We start from the raw sequence: 18347 nt of genomic DNA on the forward strand, positions 1-18347 counted from the left end.
ATCAGCTAATGCGTGGAGGGCGCCACAACCCGCTCGGGTCGCGGGCCGGGACGGACTGCGTGTAGTGGAAGACGATCGTGCTGGCGAATGCAGCGGGACGGGTGACGTCGACGCGGGTGGCAGGGTGATAGAGACTGCCGAACTGGCATTGGGCCGTCACCTTGCAGGCCATGCCCTTGGCTTTGGCCTTCGCTTTCGCGCTGTCGGCGGCGGGCGACTTCATCGAATCGCAATCGCTCATGTCGGCGGACATCTTCATGCCGGTATCCGCTTCCATCGACATCGTGTGCTGCATCGGACATTCACCGGTCAGGCCGCTCGCTGCCAGCCCGCTGATGGGCAGCACCGCGCAAAGCAGCAGCAGGATGAAGGTTCGAAGCAGTTTCATGGCGGCGATTATAGCGCGGCATTTTTGCTGCGTGGCGGCGCGTCGATATGAAGGAACGGTCGCGGTGCGGCGGGATGACGCACCGTATCCGCGACCGTCTCTGCGCGCTACCGCGACAGGCCGTCCGCCGCCAGCACGGCCTGCACTGCCGGCCGCTCGCGAACGCGCTCGTACCACGCGCGCAGATGCGCATACCGGCTCAGGTCGATATCCGCGTTGTACACCGAACGCATCCAGTCGGCCTTGCCCCAGCCCGTCAGCGCGAACAGGTACGCATCGGCGACGGTGAACGTGTCGCCCGTAACGAACGTCTTGCCGTCGAGCTGACGGTCGATCCATGCAAAGCGGCTGTCGAGCTTCTGCCGCGCCGGCTCTACGTACTTCCCCGCCTGCACCGCGTACAGCAGCGGGATGAAACCCTTGTGGATCTCGGTGCCGAGGAAGTTGAGCCATTCCATCAGCCGGTAGCGCGCGAGCGTGCCGTACGCGGGCGCGAGCGCGGCTTCCGGGCGCAGATCCGCGAGATACTGCGTGATCACCGGCCCTTCGCGCAGCATCGTGCCGTCGTCGAGTTCGAGCAGCGGCACGTAGCCGAGTTCGGTCACGTCATAGTAGTTGCGTCCGCCTTCGACGACATGCTTGCGCGCGTCGACGTTGACGATCTGCGCGTCGATGTCGCCTTCGTGCAGCACGATGCGGATCGCCTGCGAACAGCTTCCGGGAGCGTGATAGAGCTTCATGCGTTTCCTTCGTTGGTTGTCCGTGTATCGATTCGCCGCGACGCGGGCGCTAATATCTCGCATCGGCGCACGGCCGGGAAGACGGCAGTCGTTTGTGCCGTAGTCACAAAAAATTTACCGACCAGGGTTCAGCAGGATGAAAACGAGTGCGACGGGATGTTCCGTTGAAGAAGCGATGCGCCTGCTCGGCGGCCGCTGGCGGCTGCTGCTGGTGTCGTATCTGCTCGACGGGCCGCGGCGCTTCAGCGACCTGCGCCGCGACATGCCGGGCATCTCGCAGCGCATGCTGACGCTCGACCTGCGCGCGCTGGAAGACGCGGGCCTCGTGCGGCGGACCGTCTATCCTGAAGTGCCGGTGCGCGTCGAGTACGATCTGACCGCGGACGGCGACCGGCTGCGGCCGGTCGTCGAAGTGATGCGCGAATTCGGGCTGTGGCTGAAGGCGCGCGATGCCGATGCGTCGTGCGATACCGGCGCGACGCCCGAAGCCGCGGCTGCGATCGAAACTGCAAGCCGCTCCCCCCGATAACCTATTACGCAGGAACCTACGTTCATGGACCTTCACGCTACCGTCGGCGCGGCAACGTCCGACCTCGACGACGACGAAAGCTTCGCCAACATCTACTGTCACGACGCGGAGCAGGATTATTGCTTCGCGCTGTCGCGCTTTCCGGACGACACGCTGATCGAAGTGATGGTGCGCGACCAGATCAACCTGCGCGTCAAGGATCTGTCGGTGCGCCTGACGGACGACTCGATCGACGTCGAGATCGAACCGGGCATCGCCACGCGTCTCGACGGTCAAACGCGTTACGTGATCCATCTCGCGCCAGGCCAATATGATCCGGTTGCGCTGCGTGCGGCGCTGAAGGAGATCTTCGTCGGCAAGAGTGGTTATCGCGACGAAAGCGCGGGCGGTTAGTCGATCGCCTGTACGCCGGCGCGGACTTCTCGCGCGCAATCGCCTACATCGCCGCGATGGCGCTCGCGGGCAGCCTGTCGTACGGGCTGCTGGTCGGCAAGGTCGAGCGCATCAACGCTTGACCGTTACGCGGGAGGCACGCGCGTGCCGCCCAGCGCGTCAAAACCTCGAGAACCCGTCGCGCACGAGGTCGTGCGGATTTCGTCCACCCCGAAGTCGAGCTTCGTGAATTCGCCGATGCCTGCGCCGGGCGGCAGGATGTCCTTGATCAGTTTGGTCATCTGAATCTTTCGTCTCTCGATTGAATGAGGCAGAGACAAAATTACTCATTTACACTGCTCCGGTATGTCCCCTTCGAGGGGCACAAGCGATGTTTTGCGGAGCGCGAAGTCGCAGGGACGCCCGCCGGTGTTTCCCCTTGATGACGTTTTTCACCGCAATCGCTACAATCCCGCCGCCTCTCACCGGGGAACCGCATGCTGCCGAACGTGAACCCCTTCCACCGTGACAATGACCGCTTCAACGTGTCGTTCAAGGCGCTGGGCGAGCTGATCGAGACGGTCGGCACGCCGCATTTCGTGCCGCGCCTCACGCAACTGCTGAACGACGTGGTGCCGCTCGACGTCGCGCACGTCGAACGCTCGCGCGTCGACCGCACGATGCCCACCGGCTACCGATGCGAATGGATCGGCAGCAGCGGCATCGGCACCGCGACGTCGGACATCTCGGACGTGATGACGCTCTACTACGAGCGCTTTCTCGACAGCGACCCGCTGTTCGCGGGGCTGCGCGGCAAGACGGGCACGATGCTCGTCGTGCGCGACATCGCGGCGATCCCGCCCGGCGAATTCCGCCAGCGGCTGTTCGACGACGTGCATATCGGGCACGAATGCGTGCTCGCGCGCGGCACGCGCTATTCGCAGCATTCGATCGCGCTGGAGCGCGGCCGCGACCGGCCGCCGTTCACGCTCGCCGAGATGAACCGCTTCCGCAGCATCAGCGACGTGCTGTTCCCGCTGCTCGAACTGCATGCGTCGACCACCGCCGTGCGGCGCGTCGCGCATCCGACGCCCGAAGTCCATCCGCTCGCGCAGTTCGATGCGCGGATCGCGGCCGACGGCGTGAAGCTGTCGAAGCGCGAATACGAAACCTGCAAGCACCTGATCTCCGGCAAGACCGTACCGGAAACCGCCGGGATTCTCGGCGTGCGCGTCGCGTCGGCCGAGTCGTACGTGAAGCGCGCGTTCGCGAAGCTCGGCGTGCGCACGAAACGCGAGCTCGCCGCGTGGGGTTCGGCCACCACCGCATTCCCTTCCGCCGGATCGCACGACGGCGCCGTGCCGCCCGCAAACGCGTACTGACTGCGCGGCCGCCTTCGGTTGCGCCGCGTCGATGTGCCGGCGCCACTCGCATTGAGATCCGTCGATGTCAACGGTGCGACTTCAAAATCTTCGCGCGGGCGGCTGGAATATTCGCACCGGATTCCCGGGCAGCCGGCGCGCGAGCAACGCCGTCACTGCCGATGTGCCGCCGCTTCCGCCTCGGTATCGTGATACTCGACAAACGCCGTGATCTTTCCGTTTTCGATCGTAAACAGATGCACCCACTCGTCCTCGTACGTGCGCCCGGTCGAATGGACATACCAGCGTTGTGTGCCGAGCACGACGACCCTGTTGCCGCTGGCGATGAACTCGAGCGGCTCGAACCGTTTCGCGGTCTGCGTCGATGCAAGCACCCCGAAGAACGCCGCGACCTCTTGAGGCCCATGTCGTCTGCCAGCGAACGGAATGATACCGGTCAGCCCCGGTATGAACCAGTCGACGCTTTCGGAGAGCGTCTGCAGGATGCCGTCGATATCGGCCCTGCCGAACGCCGCGTACGCCTGCTGCACCAGTTGAACGTTGCTTTGCTCGGTCATCGTGCCCTCCCGTCATCGCCGTTCGCAGCATTGAGGCGCGAAGCCCGGGCTGCCGTCAATTCAGCATAGTCGAACCGCAGGACGACACACCTAGGGTTGGCGAGCAATCGAGCGACGCCGATTTGATATGAGCAATCCGGGGCACTGCCAACCTGCCGCGACGATGACATGCACCTGAATCTTGCCGGCCACCGGCCCGTCGCCAGCGTCATTGCCGCATCACTTGCGTGTCGCCACGATGAACAGGCGCGGGAACGGCAGCAGCACGGTGCCGTCGCCGAGTACCGGATAACCGTTCGGACCGGCGAGCGCCTCGCGATAACGCGCGAGGAACGCCCGCTGTTCGCCGTCATCGAGCGCCGCGAGGAACGGCCGCAGCGCACTGCCCTTGAACCATTCGACGACCGCGTCCGCGCCCCCGCGCAGCGGGTGGTAGTAGGTCGTGCGCCACACGTCCACGCGCGAACACAGCGGCGACAGCAGCGCGTAGTAGTAACGCGCGTCGAACCGTTCGGTGCGCGCCGCGCCTTTCAGCTTGTCGGCCCACGGCCCGGCCGCGGCGACTTCGCGCATCAGCCGGTGCGCGGGTTCGTCGAGATTGTCGGGCATCTGCACCGCGAGATGGCCGCCCGGCGCGAGCCGGCGGACGAGCATCGGAAACAGCGTGTCGTGCGCAGGCACCCATTGCAGCACCGCGTTCGACAGGATCAGGTCGTAGCCGCCCGGATCGTCCCACGCAGCCACATCGGCGATATCGAAACGTAGTGCCGGCAGGCGCTTGCGTGCGGCCGCGATCATGTCCGCCGACGCGTCGATCCCGTGGATCGTCGCGTCGGGTGCGCGTGCGATCAGCGCTTCCGTCGAATTGCCGGGCCCGCAGCCGATGTCGATCGCCGTGCGGATCGGCGTGCGCGGCACGGCGGCCAGCAGGTCGCGCACCGGCCGCGTACGTTCGTCCTCGAATTGCACGTACTGGCTCGCGTATTGATCGAGTGGGGTCGTCACGATGGTTCTCCTTGTCGGCATGGTCGGCGTCGCCGAATTCGGGTGCCGGATGCATGCGGCCGCCGATGCAGCGCATTCTGCGACTGGCGCAGCGCTTCAGTAAAATGAATTTAATATCGTTATTGATTCAAATTTCTGATGAAGATCGATACGCTCGGTGTACAGGCTTTCGTCGCGATCGCCGACGGCGGCAGCTTCAGGCAAGCGGCCGACACGCTGCACGTGACGCAAACGGCAATCACGCAGCGGCTGCGCAAGCTCGAGTCGTTTCTCGGCGTCGCGCTGGTCGAACGCACGACGCGCCGCACCACGCTGACCGAGATCGGCCTGCGCTTCCTGCCGCAGGCGCGGCGGCTGCTGAACGAACTTTCCGATGCGCTGACCGAAATCCGCGAGACGGGCCTGAGCCAGCGCGGCGACGTCACGATCGCGTGCGTGCCGACGGTCGGCGTGCAATACCTGCCGCGCATCCTGCGCGCGTTCTCCGGCCACCGGCCGCACGATCGCGTGAAGATCCTCGATCACGCATCGGCGTCGGTGCTGCAGGCCGTGCTGCGGCGCGAAGCCGAATTCGGCATCAGCATCGCCGGCGACCAGCACCCCGAACTCGTCAGCGTGCCGCTCACGCACGACCCGTATGTGCTTGTCTGCCGCGACGATCATCCGCTCGCGAAGCGGCGGCGCATCCGCTGGGCGGCACTGCAACCGCATCCGCTGATCTTCGCCGGCGAAGTGAGCGGCAATCGCGGGCTGCTCGAAGGTGCGCTGAAAACCAGCGGCGTGTCGCTGCATTCGTTCTACGAAGTGCAGCGCAGCTCGACCGCGCTCGGGCTCGTCGCCGAAGGGCTCGGTGCAGCCGTGGTGCCGAAGCTCGCAATCCAGAAGAACGCGTATCCGATGATCCGCACGATCGAGCTCGTCGAGCCGTCGGTATCGCGCACGCTCGTGCTCGTCACGCGCAAGAGCGCGCAACTGTCGCCCGCGGCGCGGGCGCTCTACGACATGATCGTCGAACGCGCGACGCCTGGGCGGTGATTCGCGAGCGGGATAGGCATTGCGCTTGCCGCCACCCGCTTGCGATGTCGGCGGATGTCAGGAACAGGCCGGTGGCCGCGACAATGCGCTCATTTGATCTTCGCGACGACTGCCCCTTCATCAGCTGAAGTCGTCGGGTAGATAACATGTCCTCCGCGCACAACCGGGAACGGCGATCAGGGCGGCGGTAGGCCTAGACGGCGCCGCCGAAAAGCGCTTGGAATCCGTCCTGACACAGCCGGAGCATATCTTGCGGTTCGATGTGCCGACCAGGTTTCGCGATCTCGGCCGCGGCGCGGATGGTGTCGTTCACGTCGGCAAATAACTCGTCGACCCCGGCACGAACAGATCTTTGTTGCTTATCCGACAGAGTACCCTCGAGGTTCTTCCATATTCGGACCAAGTCGTCTTCAATCGCGCCACTGAAGGTGTACATGGCATCGTAGATGTAGAGCACGTCCTGAGGCCGCTTTTCTACGGCTCGATCGCCACGGATCAGAAGCTTCTGGACCATGAAACTCACGGGGTTCGGGATGCGCAGGTCCGGCACCGCTTCACCGAGGCCCGACTCCTCCGCGGGAATCGTCACTAACCACGGCTCGTACAGCAGTACCTCAAGATGCCGCAGTTTTTGTGCGACCACACCTGCTTTGGCCTCGGTCGCATCAGGTTCGGTTTCCGTGGTGCCCTTGATGCGCCGCCTCGGGCTGCCGGTCTGCGGAGTCAGGAATTCGGCGTAGAACCCGTTGGCGTTCCCGCCGAGTGTGTAGCGCGTCGCTGGAGGCCGGAAATCACCTCCGCGAGTCGGTTCCGCCTTGAAGCCTGCGCCCTCCAGGGCCGCCAAGATACTTCCCTCGAGCGCGTCGTGTTCCGCGTATGCCACGTCGGCGTCCTGGGTGAAGATCGGCTCGTGTTCGGGCTCATAGGCTCGCGGTTCATATCGATAGAGCCGAAAAGCCCAGCCCCCGACGAATACGATCTTCGAGCGCCACGGTTCCAAAGTCATCGCGAGATGACTGAATTCGACGAGTTCGCTCACACGCTTTCTCCAACCACGCCGGCAAGAACGCCATGCTCCAGTTCGGCAGCCTGTTCCGCACCTCGCGCCGGATGAGCCGAAACATCGAGCCAGGTCTGAATGATGTCCGTGACCCGCAGACCGTCGCGGTAAACAACGCCACGGTCCAACGATTGGGGAAAACCGGTCTGCTGCAAGACAAGATCAGGGCGCTCCCCCTCCTTGGCTCGGCGCAGCGGTCGCCAGTGCTCCGCCTCCATCAGGTCATGAACCCAGATCGTCGGCGGTACACCTTTCACATGTCCGAAACCAAGCGCGTCGGCTGCGGCAAAAAGGCCGAGAACACCGCGCTCATTCTTGAGCAGCTTATGCAGCTGTGTATCGGGCGCTCCCGGCAAAAGGAACTTCATGGGCAGCGCCAACGGCGGCCTCTGGTATTCACTCTTCCATCGTTTCGCGAGCTTTCCCCGCTGCACGATCTTCAGGAACGGCTTGGTTTCAATGAACCCTTCCCGCTTCAAGGCGTGGATCAGCCGCGTGGCCGTCATGACCGAGGTGCCGGCCGTGCGCGCGAGATCGGTCGCGGTGGCGTAATGCTTGCGCTCGGCACCGATCAGGCCTTCGCCCTTGATATCTGTCGCCAGCAGAAGTTTGAGCATCCACTGGGTAAGGTCCGAGAATGTCAGGCGCGGCTGGGTGCTATGACCGCTGCTGTAGGAGCGATTCCGTTGGTTCGAACGTTCAGAAATGTCCAAGCCGGGGAATTGGACATATCGAGTCCCGTCCGGCGAGAGCACGGCGAATGGTTCACGATTGCCGTACGCCGTGTGGAATTCCACCAAGCGGTTAATGAGAGACGGCGAAACGCTACCGACCCAGATCAGGACGGCGGGCCGCATCCCCTGCCGCTCCGCGTGCGTGCGTGCCTCGAGGAGTGCCTGAGCAAAGAATGCCGTGACACGATCGGCGCGCCCCTCATTGAACGCCTTGAGAACCGCGAGGTACGACGGGCCTTGATCGTTGGCAACGATGATGTCCCCGACGTGATCGGGCTCCGTAGTTTCCATTACGCTCCAGCCATCGGCTTCCTCGAACAGGTTGTGGAAGGCGTTGAGCGCAAGGTGTTCGGGCAATTCGCTTGAAAGTGGCTTCATCTCATACTCACGTGGCCATGAGAAATCACTTGGGTGCGAGAATCACATGGACATGATAAATCACACGGCCATGTTACGATTATCATGGGGCTGTCGCAAGACCCATTCAATCCGGTACTATTTTTTTGGTTCATCTCGAATTCCCGTGGATGTCGCTTACCGCCCCGAAGCGGTCGATCAAGCCTCGTCGGCCACCGTCTTCGTTGAACGGTTGCTCCGGGAGGCGACGCGATCAGCCCCCTACGACCACGTAAACGATTGCTCCTGAGCCGTACGCCGAAAATCGACCGGAGCGTTCAACCTCGTTTCCGGTTACTGGCCAGCCAAGATGCTCGCTTGCCAAGAGATTTCGAAATGCGATTCCCGCTGGATCACATGTGAGAGCGAGAAATGACCAGCCTGAAGTAATTGGCAAAGAGCGGGATAGGCATTGCGCTTGCCGCCACCCGCTTGCGATGTCGGCGGATGTCAGGAACAGGCCGGTGGCCGCGACAATGCGCTCACAATATCTTGACCATGAACACGCGTGCGGTCCCTTCCGGCTCGCACGGCACTTCGCCGAAGGTCTCGTAACCCTGCTTCCGGTAGAAGTCCGGCGCCTGGAACGAGATCGTGTACAGCACCGCGCGTGCGCACCCGCGCCGTTTCGCTTCCGCTTCGGCCTCGCGCAGCAGCCGGCTGCCGAATCCACCGCCGCGCAGCGATTCGGGCAGGTAGAACAGATCGATGAAGAACAGGCCGAGCGAAGTCCGGCCGGTGAGGCCGCCCAATACCTCGCCGGTCGCGGGATCGGTCACGTAGACGTCGAGCGCGGCCGCATCGGCGCGCCCCGTCATCGCGTGGTTGAATTCGCCGAGCTTGCGGCTGATGAAGTCTCGTGCGGCCGGCTGCTCGGTGTCGGTCAATTGAAGGGTGACGTCGGAATGGGCTGTCATCGGGCGAACGCGTGCGTGAAAAGGCCGCCGGGCGTGCAGCACCCTGCGGGCGTCGCACGACTATAGCGCGTCGCCCGCGCGCCGGCATGCGGCCGAATCGAGTGCAACCGGCGCTGCCGCTGCAAAAGCACAAACGGCGGGCGCATCGCGCGCCCGCCGCTTTGTTGCACGTTGTCGCGTTGCGTCGGCACACGCCACCGCGAACGCCGCCTTCATGTCGATCACGCTGCGCCGCTCGCGCACGACATACCCGGCGGCATGAAAGCCGCCGGGCGAACCGAAGGATGGGGAAAACGCGCAGCCGAGGCGGCTACGCCGTGCGACCTGTGCGTCGCGCGGATCACGTCACTTCGCGTTCAGTTCCTGCCAGCGCCGGTAGACGCCGATCGCGTCGCCGTGCTTCTGCTGCACCATCGGCAGCCGCCGCTCGCCGATCGGCTTCGCATATTCGGCATAAAACGTGTCGAGCTCGAAGTACTTGCGGTCGTCGCGGTAGAACGGCGCGTAGTCCTCGCGCGTCGTGATGTAGATCACGCGCTTCGGGCTGCAGTAGTACAGCGATCCGAGGCACATCGGGCACGGGCTCGCGAGGATGTAGATCTCGCAGTCGGTCAGGTGTTCGGTGCCGAGCTTGCGGCACGCATCGCGCACCGCGAGAATCTCGGCATGCGCGGTCGGGTCGCTGGTCTGCGCGACGAGGTTCGGGCTCTCCGCGACGATCTCGCCGTCGCGGACGATCACCGTCGCGAACGGGCGTCCGCCCTCTTCCACGTTCTTCATCGCGAGATCGATCGTGCGTTTCACAAAATCCATGACTGTGTCCTCATTGAAACGGAATGGCGGGAACGTGCGCCGGCCGATGGCCAACTCACGTCGGGCGAACCTGCGCGGCGCCGCCGGTCCGCGGCACCGCGCAGGCGTCTGAACAGTCAGAACGGCTTGGTCGGCAGGTACTTGCCGTCGAGCGTGATCACCGCGCGCGAACCGCCTTCGGGATCGTCGACCTTCTTCACGTCGAGCCGGAAATTGATCGCGCTGATGATGCCGTCGCCGAACTTCTCGTGGACGAGCGCCTTCAGCGTCGTGCCGTACACCTGCAGCATTTCGTAGAAGCGGTAAATGGTCGGGTCGGTCGGCACGCGATCGTCGATGCTGCCGCGCAGCGGGATCGTCTGCAGCAACAGCACCGCGTCGTCGTCGAGGCCGAGCTTGTCGGCAACGACGCGCGCGGCGCCAGCCGGCAGCGCGTGCTGGCCGAGCAGCGCGGCCGTGACGAACGCTTCGCTGAGGCCCGTGCCTTCGGTGAGCTGCGCGAACGACAGGTTCTTGCGCGCCTTCGCGAGAACGACGGTCTCCGCAAGCGCGTGGCGGGCGGTCTGACTGTGCTGTGACTGAATCATGGCAATACCTCGTGGTTGGGTAGGAACGGTTCAGGCCGCGACGGGAAGCGTCGCGGGTGTGGCGCGGACGTCGGGATGGTCCGCCAGGGAGACGAACCGGCCGGTCGCGCCGTCGTGGGCGTCGATGCAGCCGGATTCGATGTCGTAGACCCAGCCGTGCAGCGCAAGACGCCCTTCTTCCAGCGCGAGTCGCACGGCAGGGTGTGTCTTCAGGTTCGCGAGTTGCGCGACGACGTTCTCGCGCACCATCGAGTCGATCCGCTCGCGTTCGCTGCGATGCATGCGCGCCTCGTTCACGACGCGCGCCGAATCGGCGTAGCGCAGCCAGTGACCGACGGCCGGCATGTGGTCCATGCACTGGCAGGTCGCGATCGCGGTCATCGCACCGCAATCGGAATGCCCGCAGATCACGACGTCGGTCACGCGCAGCGCGGCCACCGCGTATTCGACCGAGGCCGACACGCCGCCCGGCTCGGGGCCGTACGACGGCACGATATTTCCGGCGTTTCGGATCACGAACAGATCGCCCGGTTCGCGCTGCGTGACGAGCTCGGGCACGAGCCGGCTGTCCGAGCACGAGATGAACAGCGCGCGCGGGTTCTGGCTGCGCGCGAGATCGCGGAACAGCGCGGCGCGCTCCGGATAGGCGTCGCGCTGGAACTTCAGAAAGCCTTCGATGATGTCCTTCATCGCGTGTCCTCCGGTGTGGGTGAAATCGATGAAGGGCAGGTTACGCCGGACTTCCAATAACGTAAAAGACTGATTTATGATCAACCGGATAAGCACGACTTATAGGAATCGCCATGCTGCTGCGCCATATCAACTACTTCCTGGCCGTCGCCGAACACCGCAGCTTCACGCGCGCGGCCGCCGCGCTGCATGTTTCCCAGCCCGCGCTGTCTCAGCAGATCCGCCAGCTCGAGGAGACGCTCGGCGCGCAGTTGTTCGACCGCACCGGGCGTGTCACGCGATTGACGGACGCCGGCGACGTGTATTTCCGCTATGCGCGGCAGGCGCTGCACGATCTCGCGGAAGGCCGGCGTGCCATTCACGACGTGCAGGATCTCAGCCGCGGCTCGCTGCGGATCGCGGTCACGCCGACCTTCACGAGCTATCTCGTCGGGCCGCTCGTCGAGGCGTTTCACGGCCGCTATCCGGAAGTGTCGCTGTCGGTGCGCGAGATGTCGCAGGAGCGCATCGAGGCGCTGCTCGTCGACGACGAGCTCGATGTCGGCATCGCGTTCGAGGAGGTGCAGACGGCGGATATCGAAGCTAAGACGCTGCTGGTCGAGACGCTTGCGCTCGTCGTGAACTGTCGGCACGCGCTTGCCGGGAAACGCAAGGCCGGCCTGCGCGTGCTGCACGACGCGCCGCTCGTGCTGCTCACGGCCGAGTTCGCGACGCGTGTGCAGATCGACCGTTATTTCCGCGAGCACGACGTGCGGCCGCGTGTGCTGATGGAAGCGAATTCGCTCGGTGCGGTGATCGAGATCGTGCGCCGCACGAATCTCGCGACGCTGCTGCCCGCGACGATCGCGACCGGGCACGACGATCTCGTCGCCGTCGCGCTCGACCCGACCGTGCTGCGGCGCACGGCCGTGCTGCTGCAGCGTAAGGGGGCGTACCGGAGCGCGGCCGCGCGCGCATTCGTCGAGTTGGCGCTTGCGCAGGGGGCGGGGAAAGCGAAGAGGGAGGGCGATTCACGTCCGGCGCGCCACAAGGCGGCCGGCAAATGAACGCCCGAATTACATCGAATCGACGCGAAGACGCGCTTCAGTTGTACCCGAGAATCGCCACCGCCGCGACGTCCGGCCGATCGTGCGTATTCCCGACGAGCGACGTCATCGGCTCCTGCAGCACGGACTGATACGACGTCACGCGCGCCTCCTCCGGCACGCCCGTTTCATCCGATACCGGTTCGTCGAACGCGTCGAAACCGCTATCAAACCCCGACTGCTTCTGCGAAAAAGTCATCTCCACTCCTTTGATATGTCGTTGATGTTCTAACTGGCCTGCTTCAACTCCGCCGCATGCGCGGGCGCGCCGTCATGCGCGGCCTCCGATCGCGCAAGCTGCGCGCGCGTACGCCGCGTGATGTGAATCACCGCGAACACGACCGGCGCGATCAGCAGACCTTCCGCCAGCTCCGGATCGACCGGCAGGTTCATCACGTGCAACGCCTTGAACGCCGCCGTCGCGAGCGACAGCACGTAGTACGAAATGGCCGCCACCGACAGCCCTTCGACCGCGTGCTGCAGATGAAGCTGATTGCGCGCGGTGCGCTCCATTCCAGCCAGCAGGCGCGTCACGTCCTTTTCCTGCGCGAGGTTCACGCGCGTGCGCAACAGATCGACCGCACGTGCGATCCGCGCGGCGATCTGCTCGTGGCGCGCCCATACGCTGCGGCACGTCTCCATCGCCGGCGCAAAACGCCGCTCCATGAATTCGGCGATCGTCGGCATTCCTTCGATACGCTCCTCGCGCAATTCCTGGATGCGCGCCAGCACGAGCTTCTCGTAAGCGCGCGATGCACTGAAACGCGCGCCCGAACCCGACAGCGATTCGACCCGCACCGCGAGATGGGTAAGCTTGACGAGCAGCCCCGCGTCGTCGCCGTCGGCGCCGCTCGCGTCCATCCGCTGCATCAGCGCATGCAGTGCCGCGTGGATCTCGTCGAGTTCGCGGCTCATCCGGCGCGCGACGGGCAGCGCGAGCAGCGCCATCATCCGGTACGTTTCGATTTCGTACAGACGCTGCAGCAGGCGGCCGCCCTGCTCCTCGCGGAAATCCTCGTCGACGACGAGAAAACGCATGAAGCCGTCGTCACGCACATGCCAGTCGCAGAACACCTTGCCGCCGCCGAGCACGTTGCTGCCGACGAGCGCGGGCCCGTCGATCCAGCGGCGCAGGTCGCCGCAGACGAGCCGCGCGGCATCGCCCGACAGCAGTTCCATCCGCACCGCGACGAAACGGATTCCCGCGAGCCGTGCGAACCACGCGGCCGGAATACCTTCGATCGCGAGATCGTCGAAATAGCCGGTGTCGCGACGCGGCGCGACGAACGTGAAGGTCGAGAATTCGGTGTGACGTTCCCACTTCAGGTGCCAGCCGCACGGCGACTGCACTGCGTAGTGCGTCGCGCCTTCGTGCGGCGCAGCAATGCCGGTGTCGCGGCACAGCGCGTGCAGCAGCGTTTCGTGGATGTCGGGCTGGCCGTCCGCATAGATCGCGTAATGCGTGAGCGACACGGCTTCGGCAAGCCGCAGGAACGGCCGCGCATGCAATTCCGCGGCCAGTGCGGCGCGCAACGGATGGTCCATCATCGATACACCACTCTTCCCTGTTCAAGCTTGCGTGCCGGGCAAAACGCCAGCGTGATCGCACTATGGCAGACACATAGCAACAATAAAAACGCATAATGCTGATCGTTACGTTCAGTTTTCCTGATACCCATGAAGATGCTCGATCACGACGTGCTGGCCACCGTCGTCGCCGTCGCGGAGACCGGCAACATGACCCGCGCCGCCGAAGCCGTGAACCGCTCGCAGTCGGCCGTGAGCATGCAGATCAAGAGCCTGGAAGACGCGATCGGCCGGCCGCTGTTCGTGCGCAAGCCGCGCAGCATCGTGCTGACGCGCGAAGGCGAGGTGCTGCTGGGATTCGCCAGACGAATGCTGGCGCTGCGCGACGAGGCGTGGGCGGCCGTGGTGCGGCCGGAAGTGACCGGCAAGGTCGTGATCGGCGTGCCGGACGACTATGCGTCGTCGCTGCTGCCGTCGGTCCTGAAGAAATTCTCGGCGACCTACCCGAAGGTCGAGATCCAGGTAATGGGGCTGCCGAGCAGCGCGCTCGCGCCGCTGATCAAGGACGGCACCGTCGATCTCGTGTGCGGCACGCGCATCAAGGGGCTGACCGGCGACTTCATCCGCCACGAGCCGATGGCGTGGGCCGCGATGACGAACGGGCCGCGCGTGTGGGAAGAGCGGCCGCTGCCGATCGCGGTGTTCATGCCGGGCAGCGTCGCGCGCGAGAACGCGATCCGCAGCCTCGAACGCGCGAAGGTGCCGTATCGCACCTCGTATGAAAGCCCGAGCCTGCTCGGGCTGCTCAGCATGGTCGAGGCCGGCCTCGCGGTCGCGCCGCTCGCGCGCTGCGCGATTCCCGCGCAACTGTCGATGCTCGGCCGCTCGCACGGGCTGCCCGACCTGCCGCCGCTCGAACTGATTCTCGCGCGCAGCACGAAATCGAAGCGGCCGCCGTGCGACTTTCTCGCGGAGCAGTTGATGGAAGACCTTCAGCGTCAGACCGGGCAAACCGGCGACGCGTGATCAGCGCGTCGCGCGAAACCCGGCCGCGGCCAGCGCCGCATTGACGTTCGCCGCGACCGCATCGACGAGTGCCTCGAGCGTATCGCCGTGCACGTGCGCATGTTCCGGCGCGACATGCTCCGCACGTTGCCAGCCCCACTGCGCGCCCGACGCGACCGACAGCGTCGCGCCGAACCGCTTGCCGTGACGGCGGCCGAAGATGCTCACGCGCCGCTCGTCCAGATACGCCTGCTCGGGCAGACAAAGGCCGATCTCGATCGCGACCTGATCGGGGTCGTTGACCCGTGCGGCCGGATTGACCTCCGGCGCGAACACCTTGCCGATCCGCAACGTCACGCAGGTCTCCCAGGCCGCGAGCGGTCCGCCGGCCGCGTCGACGCGCTCGGTGTCGACCGACCACTGATGCCCGTCGGGCACGACGATCGCCTGATGCAGCAACATTTCGGCCACGCGCACCGTCGTCACGAGCTGCCGCGCGAGCTGCCGGCCCGACGGCAGCGACGCCGTCCGCGCGCGGCGACTTGCCGGCCGCGCGGTCCGTACTTCTTCGGTGAGGTACATGAACCCTCCGTATTCAGGATCGGCGCCGCGCACGACGCGGCGCACGAACATCCGCCGCCGGCGGGCGGACAGCACCGCGACCGGCGATCCGGCGGCGAATCGAACGAGCAACAAGCAACCGACGCGCAATAATCGTTCCCCGACTCACCGGGGCTGCGGCCCGACGCGCAACCGGCGCGCGACGGGCCCGATCACCGCGTCGGCCTGCTGCGCGATCAGCACATGCAGCGTGAAATCCAGATCCTCCGGCGCGATCTCGAAGTGAACATGGATCACGTCGCGCACGGCCCGCGCGCTGACGACATACACGCCGAGCGGCGAATGCAGCAGCGCCGCGAGGCGGGCGCGCGCGCGTTCGCCGGAATCGGCCGTCAGCGTGACGGGCAACTGCAGGCGCGGGCGCGGCGGCGGGAACGGAACGACGTTGTTGCGTGCGCCGGCGCGCATCTGGCGGCCGGCGACATCGAAGGCGGGAACGGGATGGATAAAGGTCATGGAGCGGACGGAAGCCGTCTCGGCTGTTCGACACATGCCCAGCATAGAAGACCGCGCATAAACGCCGTGCAAAAAAACGGCGCGGCGGTGCAAAAAACGGCATGCGGGGTGCCGCCCCCGTCATCGACACCTTCGCTCTGCCCATCCTCATCGCTACCGCCTACGACCACGCGTCCCGTCAACCATGACAGGTCGACATCCGCCCCGCCTCCGATACACTTGTGCGCGGCCTCGACAGTCAGTTCCGGCAATCGCCGCCGACCCGGCCCCCGCCCCATTGAGCGCGCCCCCGGTGACACGATCCGCCGGCTGGCCCGCACGGCACACCTCCCGATCACGATCCGATGGAGTCCCGCTTGAAAACCTGGCGCCACACGCTGCTTGTCTTTGCCGCCGGCCTCCTCACCGCCGCCTCCACATCCGCCCGTCCTGTCTGCACGGTCGTCGCCGATGCCGCCACAGGCCGGATGCTCGTCCAGCAAGGCGATTGCGCGACGCGCGTCACACCGGCATCGACCTTCAAGGTGGCGATCAGCCTGATGGGCTTCGACGCCGGCTTCCTGAAGGACGAACACACGCCGACACTCGACTTCCACGCAGGCTATCCCGATTGGGGCGGCGCCCCGTGGCGCGAGCCGACCGACCCGGCGCGCTGGATCAGGCTGTCGATCTTCTGGTACTCGGAACAGGTCGCGCAAGCGCTCGGGCCGGCACGCTTCCAGCAGTACACGAACGCATTCGGTTACGGCAATACGGACGTGACCGGCAAGCAGGGAGAACTCAGCGGCGTGATGGGTGCATGGGTCAATTCATCGCTGCAAATTTCGCCGCTCGAACAGGTCGCGTTCATGCGCAAGATCGTGCACCGGACGCTGCCCGTCAGCGCGCACGCGTACGACATGACCGAGCGCATCATGCTGATCGACGCGCAGCCGGGCGGCTGGACCGTGCACGGCAAGACGGGCACGGGCTCGCCGGGCTTCAAGTACGATGCCGCGCACGCGTACGGCTGGTTCGTCGGCTGGGCGACGAAGGGGCCGCGCACGCTCGTGTTCGCGAACCTGATCCAGGACGACAAGCGGCAGACGCCGAATGCGGGCTTGCGCTCGCGCGATACGTTCCTGGCCGCGCTGCCGGCGCTCGCCGAACCGGGCCGGCCGCAATGAGCGCCGGCCCGCGCAACGCACGGATCGACCTGCTGCGCGGCGTGTCGATCGCGCTCGTCCTGCTGCATCACTTCAACATCGCGTATCCGCTGCGCGACACCGCGCTCGCGCGCGTGCTCGGCTGGGACACGGTCCATGCGATCGTGCGCAACGGCAACTACGGCGTGACGATGTTCTTCGCGATCTCGGGCTACCTGATCACGTCGAATGCGCGCCGCCGCTGGGGCAGCCTCGGCGCGCTCGACGCGCGCGCGTTCTACGTGTCGCGCATCGCGCGCATCGTCCCGTGCCTGCTCCTGCTGCTCGCGCTCGTCAACGGCCTCGCGGCGGCCGGCGTGCCGATCTTCACGAACCATGCGCCGCAGGGCGTCGCCGTGTCGTTCTGGCTCGTGAATCTCGCGTCGCTCACGTTCTGGATGAACGTGCTGATCGGCGCGTACGGATGGGTCAACTACGCGCTCGGCGTGCTGTGGTCGCTGTCGGTCGAGGAGGTGTTCTACCTGTCGTTTCCGCTACTGTGCATCGCACTGCGCCGCGACACGCGGCTGTTCGCGTTCTGGCTGCTGATTGCTGCGATCGGCCCCGTATACCGCTTCACGCATCCGGGCGACGAAGGCGGCTTCCTCTATGCGTACTTCGCGTGTTTCGACGGCATCGCGATCGGCTGCTGCACTGCATTGCTCGCCGAACGCGCGCGCTGGCAGACGCTCGCTGCAGCGCCCGTGCAATGGTTCGCGGCAGCGGCGATGACGGCGCTCTATCTCGCGTGGCCGATCGCGCAAAGCCATGTGATCGGGGTATCCGCGATGGCGCTCGGCACGGCCGTGCTGCTGATCGGCGCGCATGCGGAACGCGAACGCACGCATGGCCGCGTGCTCGCGCCGCTGCGCTGGAGCGGCCGGCTCAGCTACGAGCTGTATCTGTTCCACCTGATCGTGCTCGGCACACAGCGCACGTTCTGGCCGCCGTCTGCCACGCATGGCGACGGCAAGCTGGCGCTGCTCGTCGCGTATCTGGTGCTGTCGGCCGGCTTGAGCGCGGTCATCGCGCGCGGCTATGCGACACCGCTCGACCGCTTCATCAAACGGGTCGCGTCGCGGCCCGCGGCGCGCGTGCCGGACGGCGCGCGCTTCTAGCGCTTCTAGCGCGGCATCGGCGATCCCTGCCGGGTAACGGCGGGCCAAAAATACCGGCCGGGGCCCGGCCGTATCGCACGACGATACCGGCCGCCCTGACCGCAAGCCCCGCTTGCGAAGCGTCGATCGACCGCGACAGCGTCATC

At 65.5% G+C, this 18347-nt stretch carries 22 protein-coding genes and 1 pseudogene; 8 read left to right on the forward strand and 15 right to left on the reverse strand.

Annotated elements, in window-relative coordinates; genetic code table 11:
- Position 1: 1 nt before the first annotated feature.
- Both BT264_RS08335 and BT264_RS08340 read right to left on the reverse strand, forming a co-directional pair.
- Positions 2-388 (reverse strand): hypothetical protein, encoded by a 387-nt coding sequence (locus BT264_RS08335; protein WP_072438302.1) that lies wholly within the window; start codon positions 386-388, stop codon positions 2-4.
- A gap of 107 nt (positions 389-495) precedes the next feature.
- A complete protein-coding gene (locus BT264_RS08340) occupies positions 496-1128 on the reverse strand; it encodes a glutathione S-transferase C-terminal domain-containing protein (protein ID WP_072438300.1) in 633 nt (210 codons plus the stop codon).
- Between the two features lie 136 nt (positions 1129-1264).
- Here BT264_RS08340 and BT264_RS08345 point away from each other — a divergent pair, with 136 nt between their 5' ends.
- Both BT264_RS08345 and BT264_RS08350 read left to right on the forward strand, forming a co-directional pair.
- Complete coding sequence (locus BT264_RS08345; RefSeq protein WP_072438298.1) at positions 1265-1657, forward strand: winged helix-turn-helix transcriptional regulator; 393 nt, start codon at positions 1265-1267, stop codon at positions 1655-1657.
- Between the two features lie 24 nt (positions 1658-1681).
- Positions 1682-2050, forward strand: a complete 369-nt coding sequence (locus BT264_RS08350) for a hypothetical protein (protein ID WP_072438296.1) — start codon at positions 1682-1684, stop codon at positions 2048-2050.
- Positions 2051-2250: 200 nt separating this feature from the next.
- On the opposite strand, the pseudogene BT264_RS40440 reads toward BT264_RS08350, so the two are convergent.
- Positions 2251-2331, reverse strand: a pseudogene (locus BT264_RS40440) (cupin); the annotation flags it as partial.
- A 195-nt stretch (positions 2332-2526) separates the two neighbouring features.
- Between BT264_RS40440 and BT264_RS08360 the strand changes: the two are divergent.
- Positions 2527-3411 carry a helix-turn-helix transcriptional regulator gene (locus BT264_RS08360; RefSeq protein WP_072438289.1) on the forward strand — a complete coding sequence of 295 codons (885 nt, stop codon included), beginning with the start codon at positions 2527-2529 and terminating at the stop codon, positions 3409-3411.
- Between the two features lie 152 nt (positions 3412-3563).
- Here the strand turns inward: BT264_RS08360 and BT264_RS08365 are convergent, their stop codons facing one another.
- The gene (locus BT264_RS08365) at positions 3564-3968 is read right to left on the reverse strand and encodes a nuclear transport factor 2 family protein (protein WP_072438287.1); all 405 of its coding nucleotides are present in this window, start codon (positions 3966-3968) and stop codon (positions 3564-3566) included.
- A 219-nt stretch (positions 3969-4187) separates the two neighbouring features.
- On the reverse strand, positions 4188-4973 hold the full coding sequence (gene tam, locus BT264_RS08370) for a trans-aconitate 2-methyltransferase (RefSeq protein WP_072438285.1): 786 nt from the start codon (positions 4971-4973) through the stop codon (positions 4188-4190).
- Between the two features lie 138 nt (positions 4974-5111).
- Between tam and BT264_RS08375 the strand changes: the two genes are divergently transcribed.
- Entirely contained in the window at positions 5112-6008 is an 897-nt protein-coding gene (locus BT264_RS08375; protein WP_072438283.1) for a LysR family transcriptional regulator, read from the forward strand.
- Positions 6009-6201: 193 nt separating this feature from the next.
- Here the strand turns inward: BT264_RS08375 and BT264_RS08380 are convergent, their stop codons facing one another.
- The 6 genes from BT264_RS08380 to BT264_RS08410 form a co-directional block, all read right to left on the reverse strand.
- On the reverse strand, positions 6202-7047 hold the full coding sequence (locus tag BT264_RS08380; RefSeq protein ID WP_072438281.1) for a GSU2403 family nucleotidyltransferase fold protein: 846 nt from the start codon (positions 7045-7047) through the stop codon (positions 6202-6204).
- Positions 7044-8180 carry a helix-turn-helix domain-containing protein gene (locus BT264_RS08385; RefSeq protein ID WP_072438279.1) on the reverse strand — a complete coding sequence of 379 codons (1137 nt, stop codon included), beginning with the start codon at positions 8178-8180 and terminating at the stop codon, positions 7044-7046. Before BT264_RS08385 ends, BT264_RS08380 begins: the two co-directional genes overlap by 4 nt.
- 500 nt (positions 8181-8680) lie before the next feature.
- Positions 8681-9115, reverse strand: a complete 435-nt coding sequence (locus tag BT264_RS08390; RefSeq protein WP_072438277.1) for a GNAT family N-acetyltransferase — start codon at positions 9113-9115, stop codon at positions 8681-8683.
- Positions 9116-9460: 345 nt separating this feature from the next.
- Positions 9461-9928 (reverse strand): nucleoside deaminase, encoded by a 468-nt coding sequence (locus BT264_RS08400; RefSeq protein ID WP_034181908.1) that lies wholly within the window; start codon positions 9926-9928, stop codon positions 9461-9463.
- A gap of 116 nt (positions 9929-10044) precedes the next feature.
- On the reverse strand, positions 10045-10515 hold the full coding sequence (gene cynS, locus BT264_RS08405; protein ID WP_072438272.1) for a cyanase: 471 nt from the start codon (positions 10513-10515) through the stop codon (positions 10045-10047).
- Positions 10516-10545: 30 nt separating this feature from the next.
- On the reverse strand, positions 10546-11205 hold the full coding sequence (locus BT264_RS08410; RefSeq protein ID WP_072438270.1) for a carbonic anhydrase: 660 nt from the start codon (positions 11203-11205) through the stop codon (positions 10546-10548).
- 113 nt (positions 11206-11318) lie between these two features.
- Between BT264_RS08410 and cynR the strand changes: the two genes are divergently transcribed.
- A complete protein-coding gene (gene cynR / locus BT264_RS08415) occupies positions 11319-12251 on the forward strand; it encodes a transcriptional regulator CynR (protein WP_072438268.1) in 933 nt (310 codons plus the stop codon).
- Between the two features lie 37 nt (positions 12252-12288).
- Here the strand turns inward: cynR and BT264_RS08420 are convergent, their stop codons facing one another.
- Positions 12289-12489: a hypothetical protein gene (locus BT264_RS08420; protein WP_072438266.1), complete on the reverse strand. Its 201-nt coding sequence runs from the start codon at positions 12487-12489 to the stop codon at positions 12289-12291.
- Positions 12490-12518: 29 nt separating this feature from the next.
- Positions 12519-13838: a DUF3422 family protein gene (locus BT264_RS08425; RefSeq protein ID WP_072438264.1), complete on the reverse strand. Its 1320-nt coding sequence runs from the start codon at positions 13836-13838 to the stop codon at positions 12519-12521.
- Positions 13839-13967: 129 nt separating this feature from the next.
- Here BT264_RS08425 and BT264_RS08430 point away from each other — a divergent pair, with 129 nt between their 5' ends.
- Positions 13968-14843, forward strand: a complete 876-nt coding sequence (locus BT264_RS08430) for a LysR family transcriptional regulator (protein WP_034181902.1) — start codon at positions 13968-13970, stop codon at positions 14841-14843.
- Here BT264_RS08430 and BT264_RS08435 read toward each other — a convergent pair whose 3' ends face one another.
- Together BT264_RS08435 and BT264_RS08440 are read right to left on the reverse strand one after the other, a co-directional pair.
- Positions 14844-15404, reverse strand: coding sequence for a hypothetical protein (locus BT264_RS08435; RefSeq protein ID WP_072438523.1), 561 nt, complete (start codon positions 15402-15404; stop codon positions 14844-14846).
- A gap of 144 nt (positions 15405-15548) precedes the next feature.
- Complete coding sequence (locus tag BT264_RS08440; protein ID WP_072438262.1) at positions 15549-15899, reverse strand: hypothetical protein; 351 nt, start codon at positions 15897-15899, stop codon at positions 15549-15551.
- 344 nt (positions 15900-16243) lie between these two features.
- Here BT264_RS08440 and blaOXA point away from each other — a divergent pair, with 344 nt between their 5' ends.
- Both blaOXA and BT264_RS08450 read left to right on the forward strand, forming a co-directional pair.
- Positions 16244-17065 (forward strand): OXA-1043 family class D beta-lactamase, encoded by an 822-nt coding sequence (gene blaOXA, locus BT264_RS08445; RefSeq protein ID WP_072438261.1) that lies wholly within the window; start codon positions 16244-16246, stop codon positions 17063-17065.
- Positions 17062-18201, forward strand: coding sequence for an acyltransferase family protein (locus tag BT264_RS08450; protein ID WP_072438259.1), 1140 nt, complete (start codon positions 17062-17064; stop codon positions 18199-18201). Before blaOXA ends, BT264_RS08450 begins: the two co-directional genes overlap by 4 nt.
- Positions 18202-18347: the final 146 nt, after the last annotated feature.

The sequence above is a fragment of the Burkholderia sp. NFPP32 genome, assembly GCF_900119325.1.
Lineage (GTDB): Bacteria > Pseudomonadota > Gammaproteobacteria > Burkholderiales > Burkholderiaceae > Burkholderia > Burkholderia pyrrocinia_C.

Bases quoted from the DNA above. Each gene is read 5' to 3' on its own strand.
- BT264_RS08425 (WP_072438264.1), bottom strand. From the start codon at position 13,838: ATGATGGACCATCCGTTGCGCGCCGCACTGGCCGCGGAATTGCATGCG.
- BT264_RS08420 (WP_072438266.1), bottom strand. From the start codon at position 12,489: ATGACTTTTTCGCAGAAGCAGTCGGGGTTTGATAGCGGTTTCGACGCG.
- BT264_RS08350 (WP_072438296.1), top strand. From the start codon at position 1,682: ATGGACCTTCACGCTACCGTCGGCGCGGCAACGTCCGACCTCGACGAC.
- BT264_RS08345 (WP_072438298.1), top strand. From the start codon at position 1,265: ATGAAAACGAGTGCGACGGGATGTTCCGTTGAAGAAGCGATGCGCCTG.
- BT264_RS08435 (WP_072438523.1), bottom strand. From the start codon at position 15,404: ATGTACCTCACCGAAGAAGTACGGACCGCGCGGCCGGCAAGTCGCCGC.
- BT264_RS08335 (WP_072438302.1), bottom strand. From the start codon at position 388: ATGAAACTGCTTCGAACCTTCATCCTGCTGCTGCTTTGCGCGGTGCTG.
- BT264_RS08410 (WP_072438270.1), bottom strand. From the start codon at position 11,205: ATGAAGGACATCATCGAAGGCTTTCTGAAGTTCCAGCGCGACGCCTAT.
- cynR (WP_072438268.1), top strand. From the start codon at position 11,319: ATGCTGCTGCGCCATATCAACTACTTCCTGGCCGTCGCCGAACACCGC.
- BT264_RS08440 (WP_072438262.1), bottom strand. From the start codon at position 15,899: ATGACCTTTATCCATCCCGTTCCCGCCTTCGATGTCGCCGGCCGCCAG.
- BT264_RS08400 (WP_034181908.1), bottom strand. From the start codon at position 9,928: ATGGATTTTGTGAAACGCACGATCGATCTCGCGATGAAGAACGTGGAA.
- BT264_RS08390 (WP_072438277.1), bottom strand. From the start codon at position 9,115: ATGACAGCCCATTCCGACGTCACCCTTCAATTGACCGACACCGAGCAG.
- BT264_RS08385 (WP_072438279.1), bottom strand. From the start codon at position 8,180: ATGAAGCCACTTTCAAGCGAATTGCCCGAACACCTTGCGCTCAACGCC.
- BT264_RS08430 (WP_034181902.1), top strand. From the start codon at position 13,968: ATGAAGATGCTCGATCACGACGTGCTGGCCACCGTCGTCGCCGTCGCG.
- BT264_RS08450 (WP_072438259.1), top strand. From the start codon at position 17,062: ATGAGCGCCGGCCCGCGCAACGCACGGATCGACCTGCTGCGCGGCGTG.
- blaOXA (WP_072438261.1), top strand. From the start codon at position 16,244: ATGGAGTCCCGCTTGAAAACCTGGCGCCACACGCTGCTTGTCTTTGCC.
- BT264_RS08365 (WP_072438287.1), bottom strand. From the start codon at position 3,968: ATGACCGAGCAAAGCAACGTTCAACTGGTGCAGCAGGCGTACGCGGCG.
- BT264_RS08360 (WP_072438289.1), top strand. From the start codon at position 2,527: ATGCTGCCGAACGTGAACCCCTTCCACCGTGACAATGACCGCTTCAAC.
- BT264_RS08375 (WP_072438283.1), top strand. From the start codon at position 5,112: ATGAAGATCGATACGCTCGGTGTACAGGCTTTCGTCGCGATCGCCGAC.
- cynS (WP_072438272.1), bottom strand. From the start codon at position 10,515: ATGATTCAGTCACAGCACAGTCAGACCGCCCGCCACGCGCTTGCGGAG.
- BT264_RS08340 (WP_072438300.1), bottom strand. From the start codon at position 1,128: ATGAAGCTCTATCACGCTCCCGGAAGCTGTTCGCAGGCGATCCGCATC.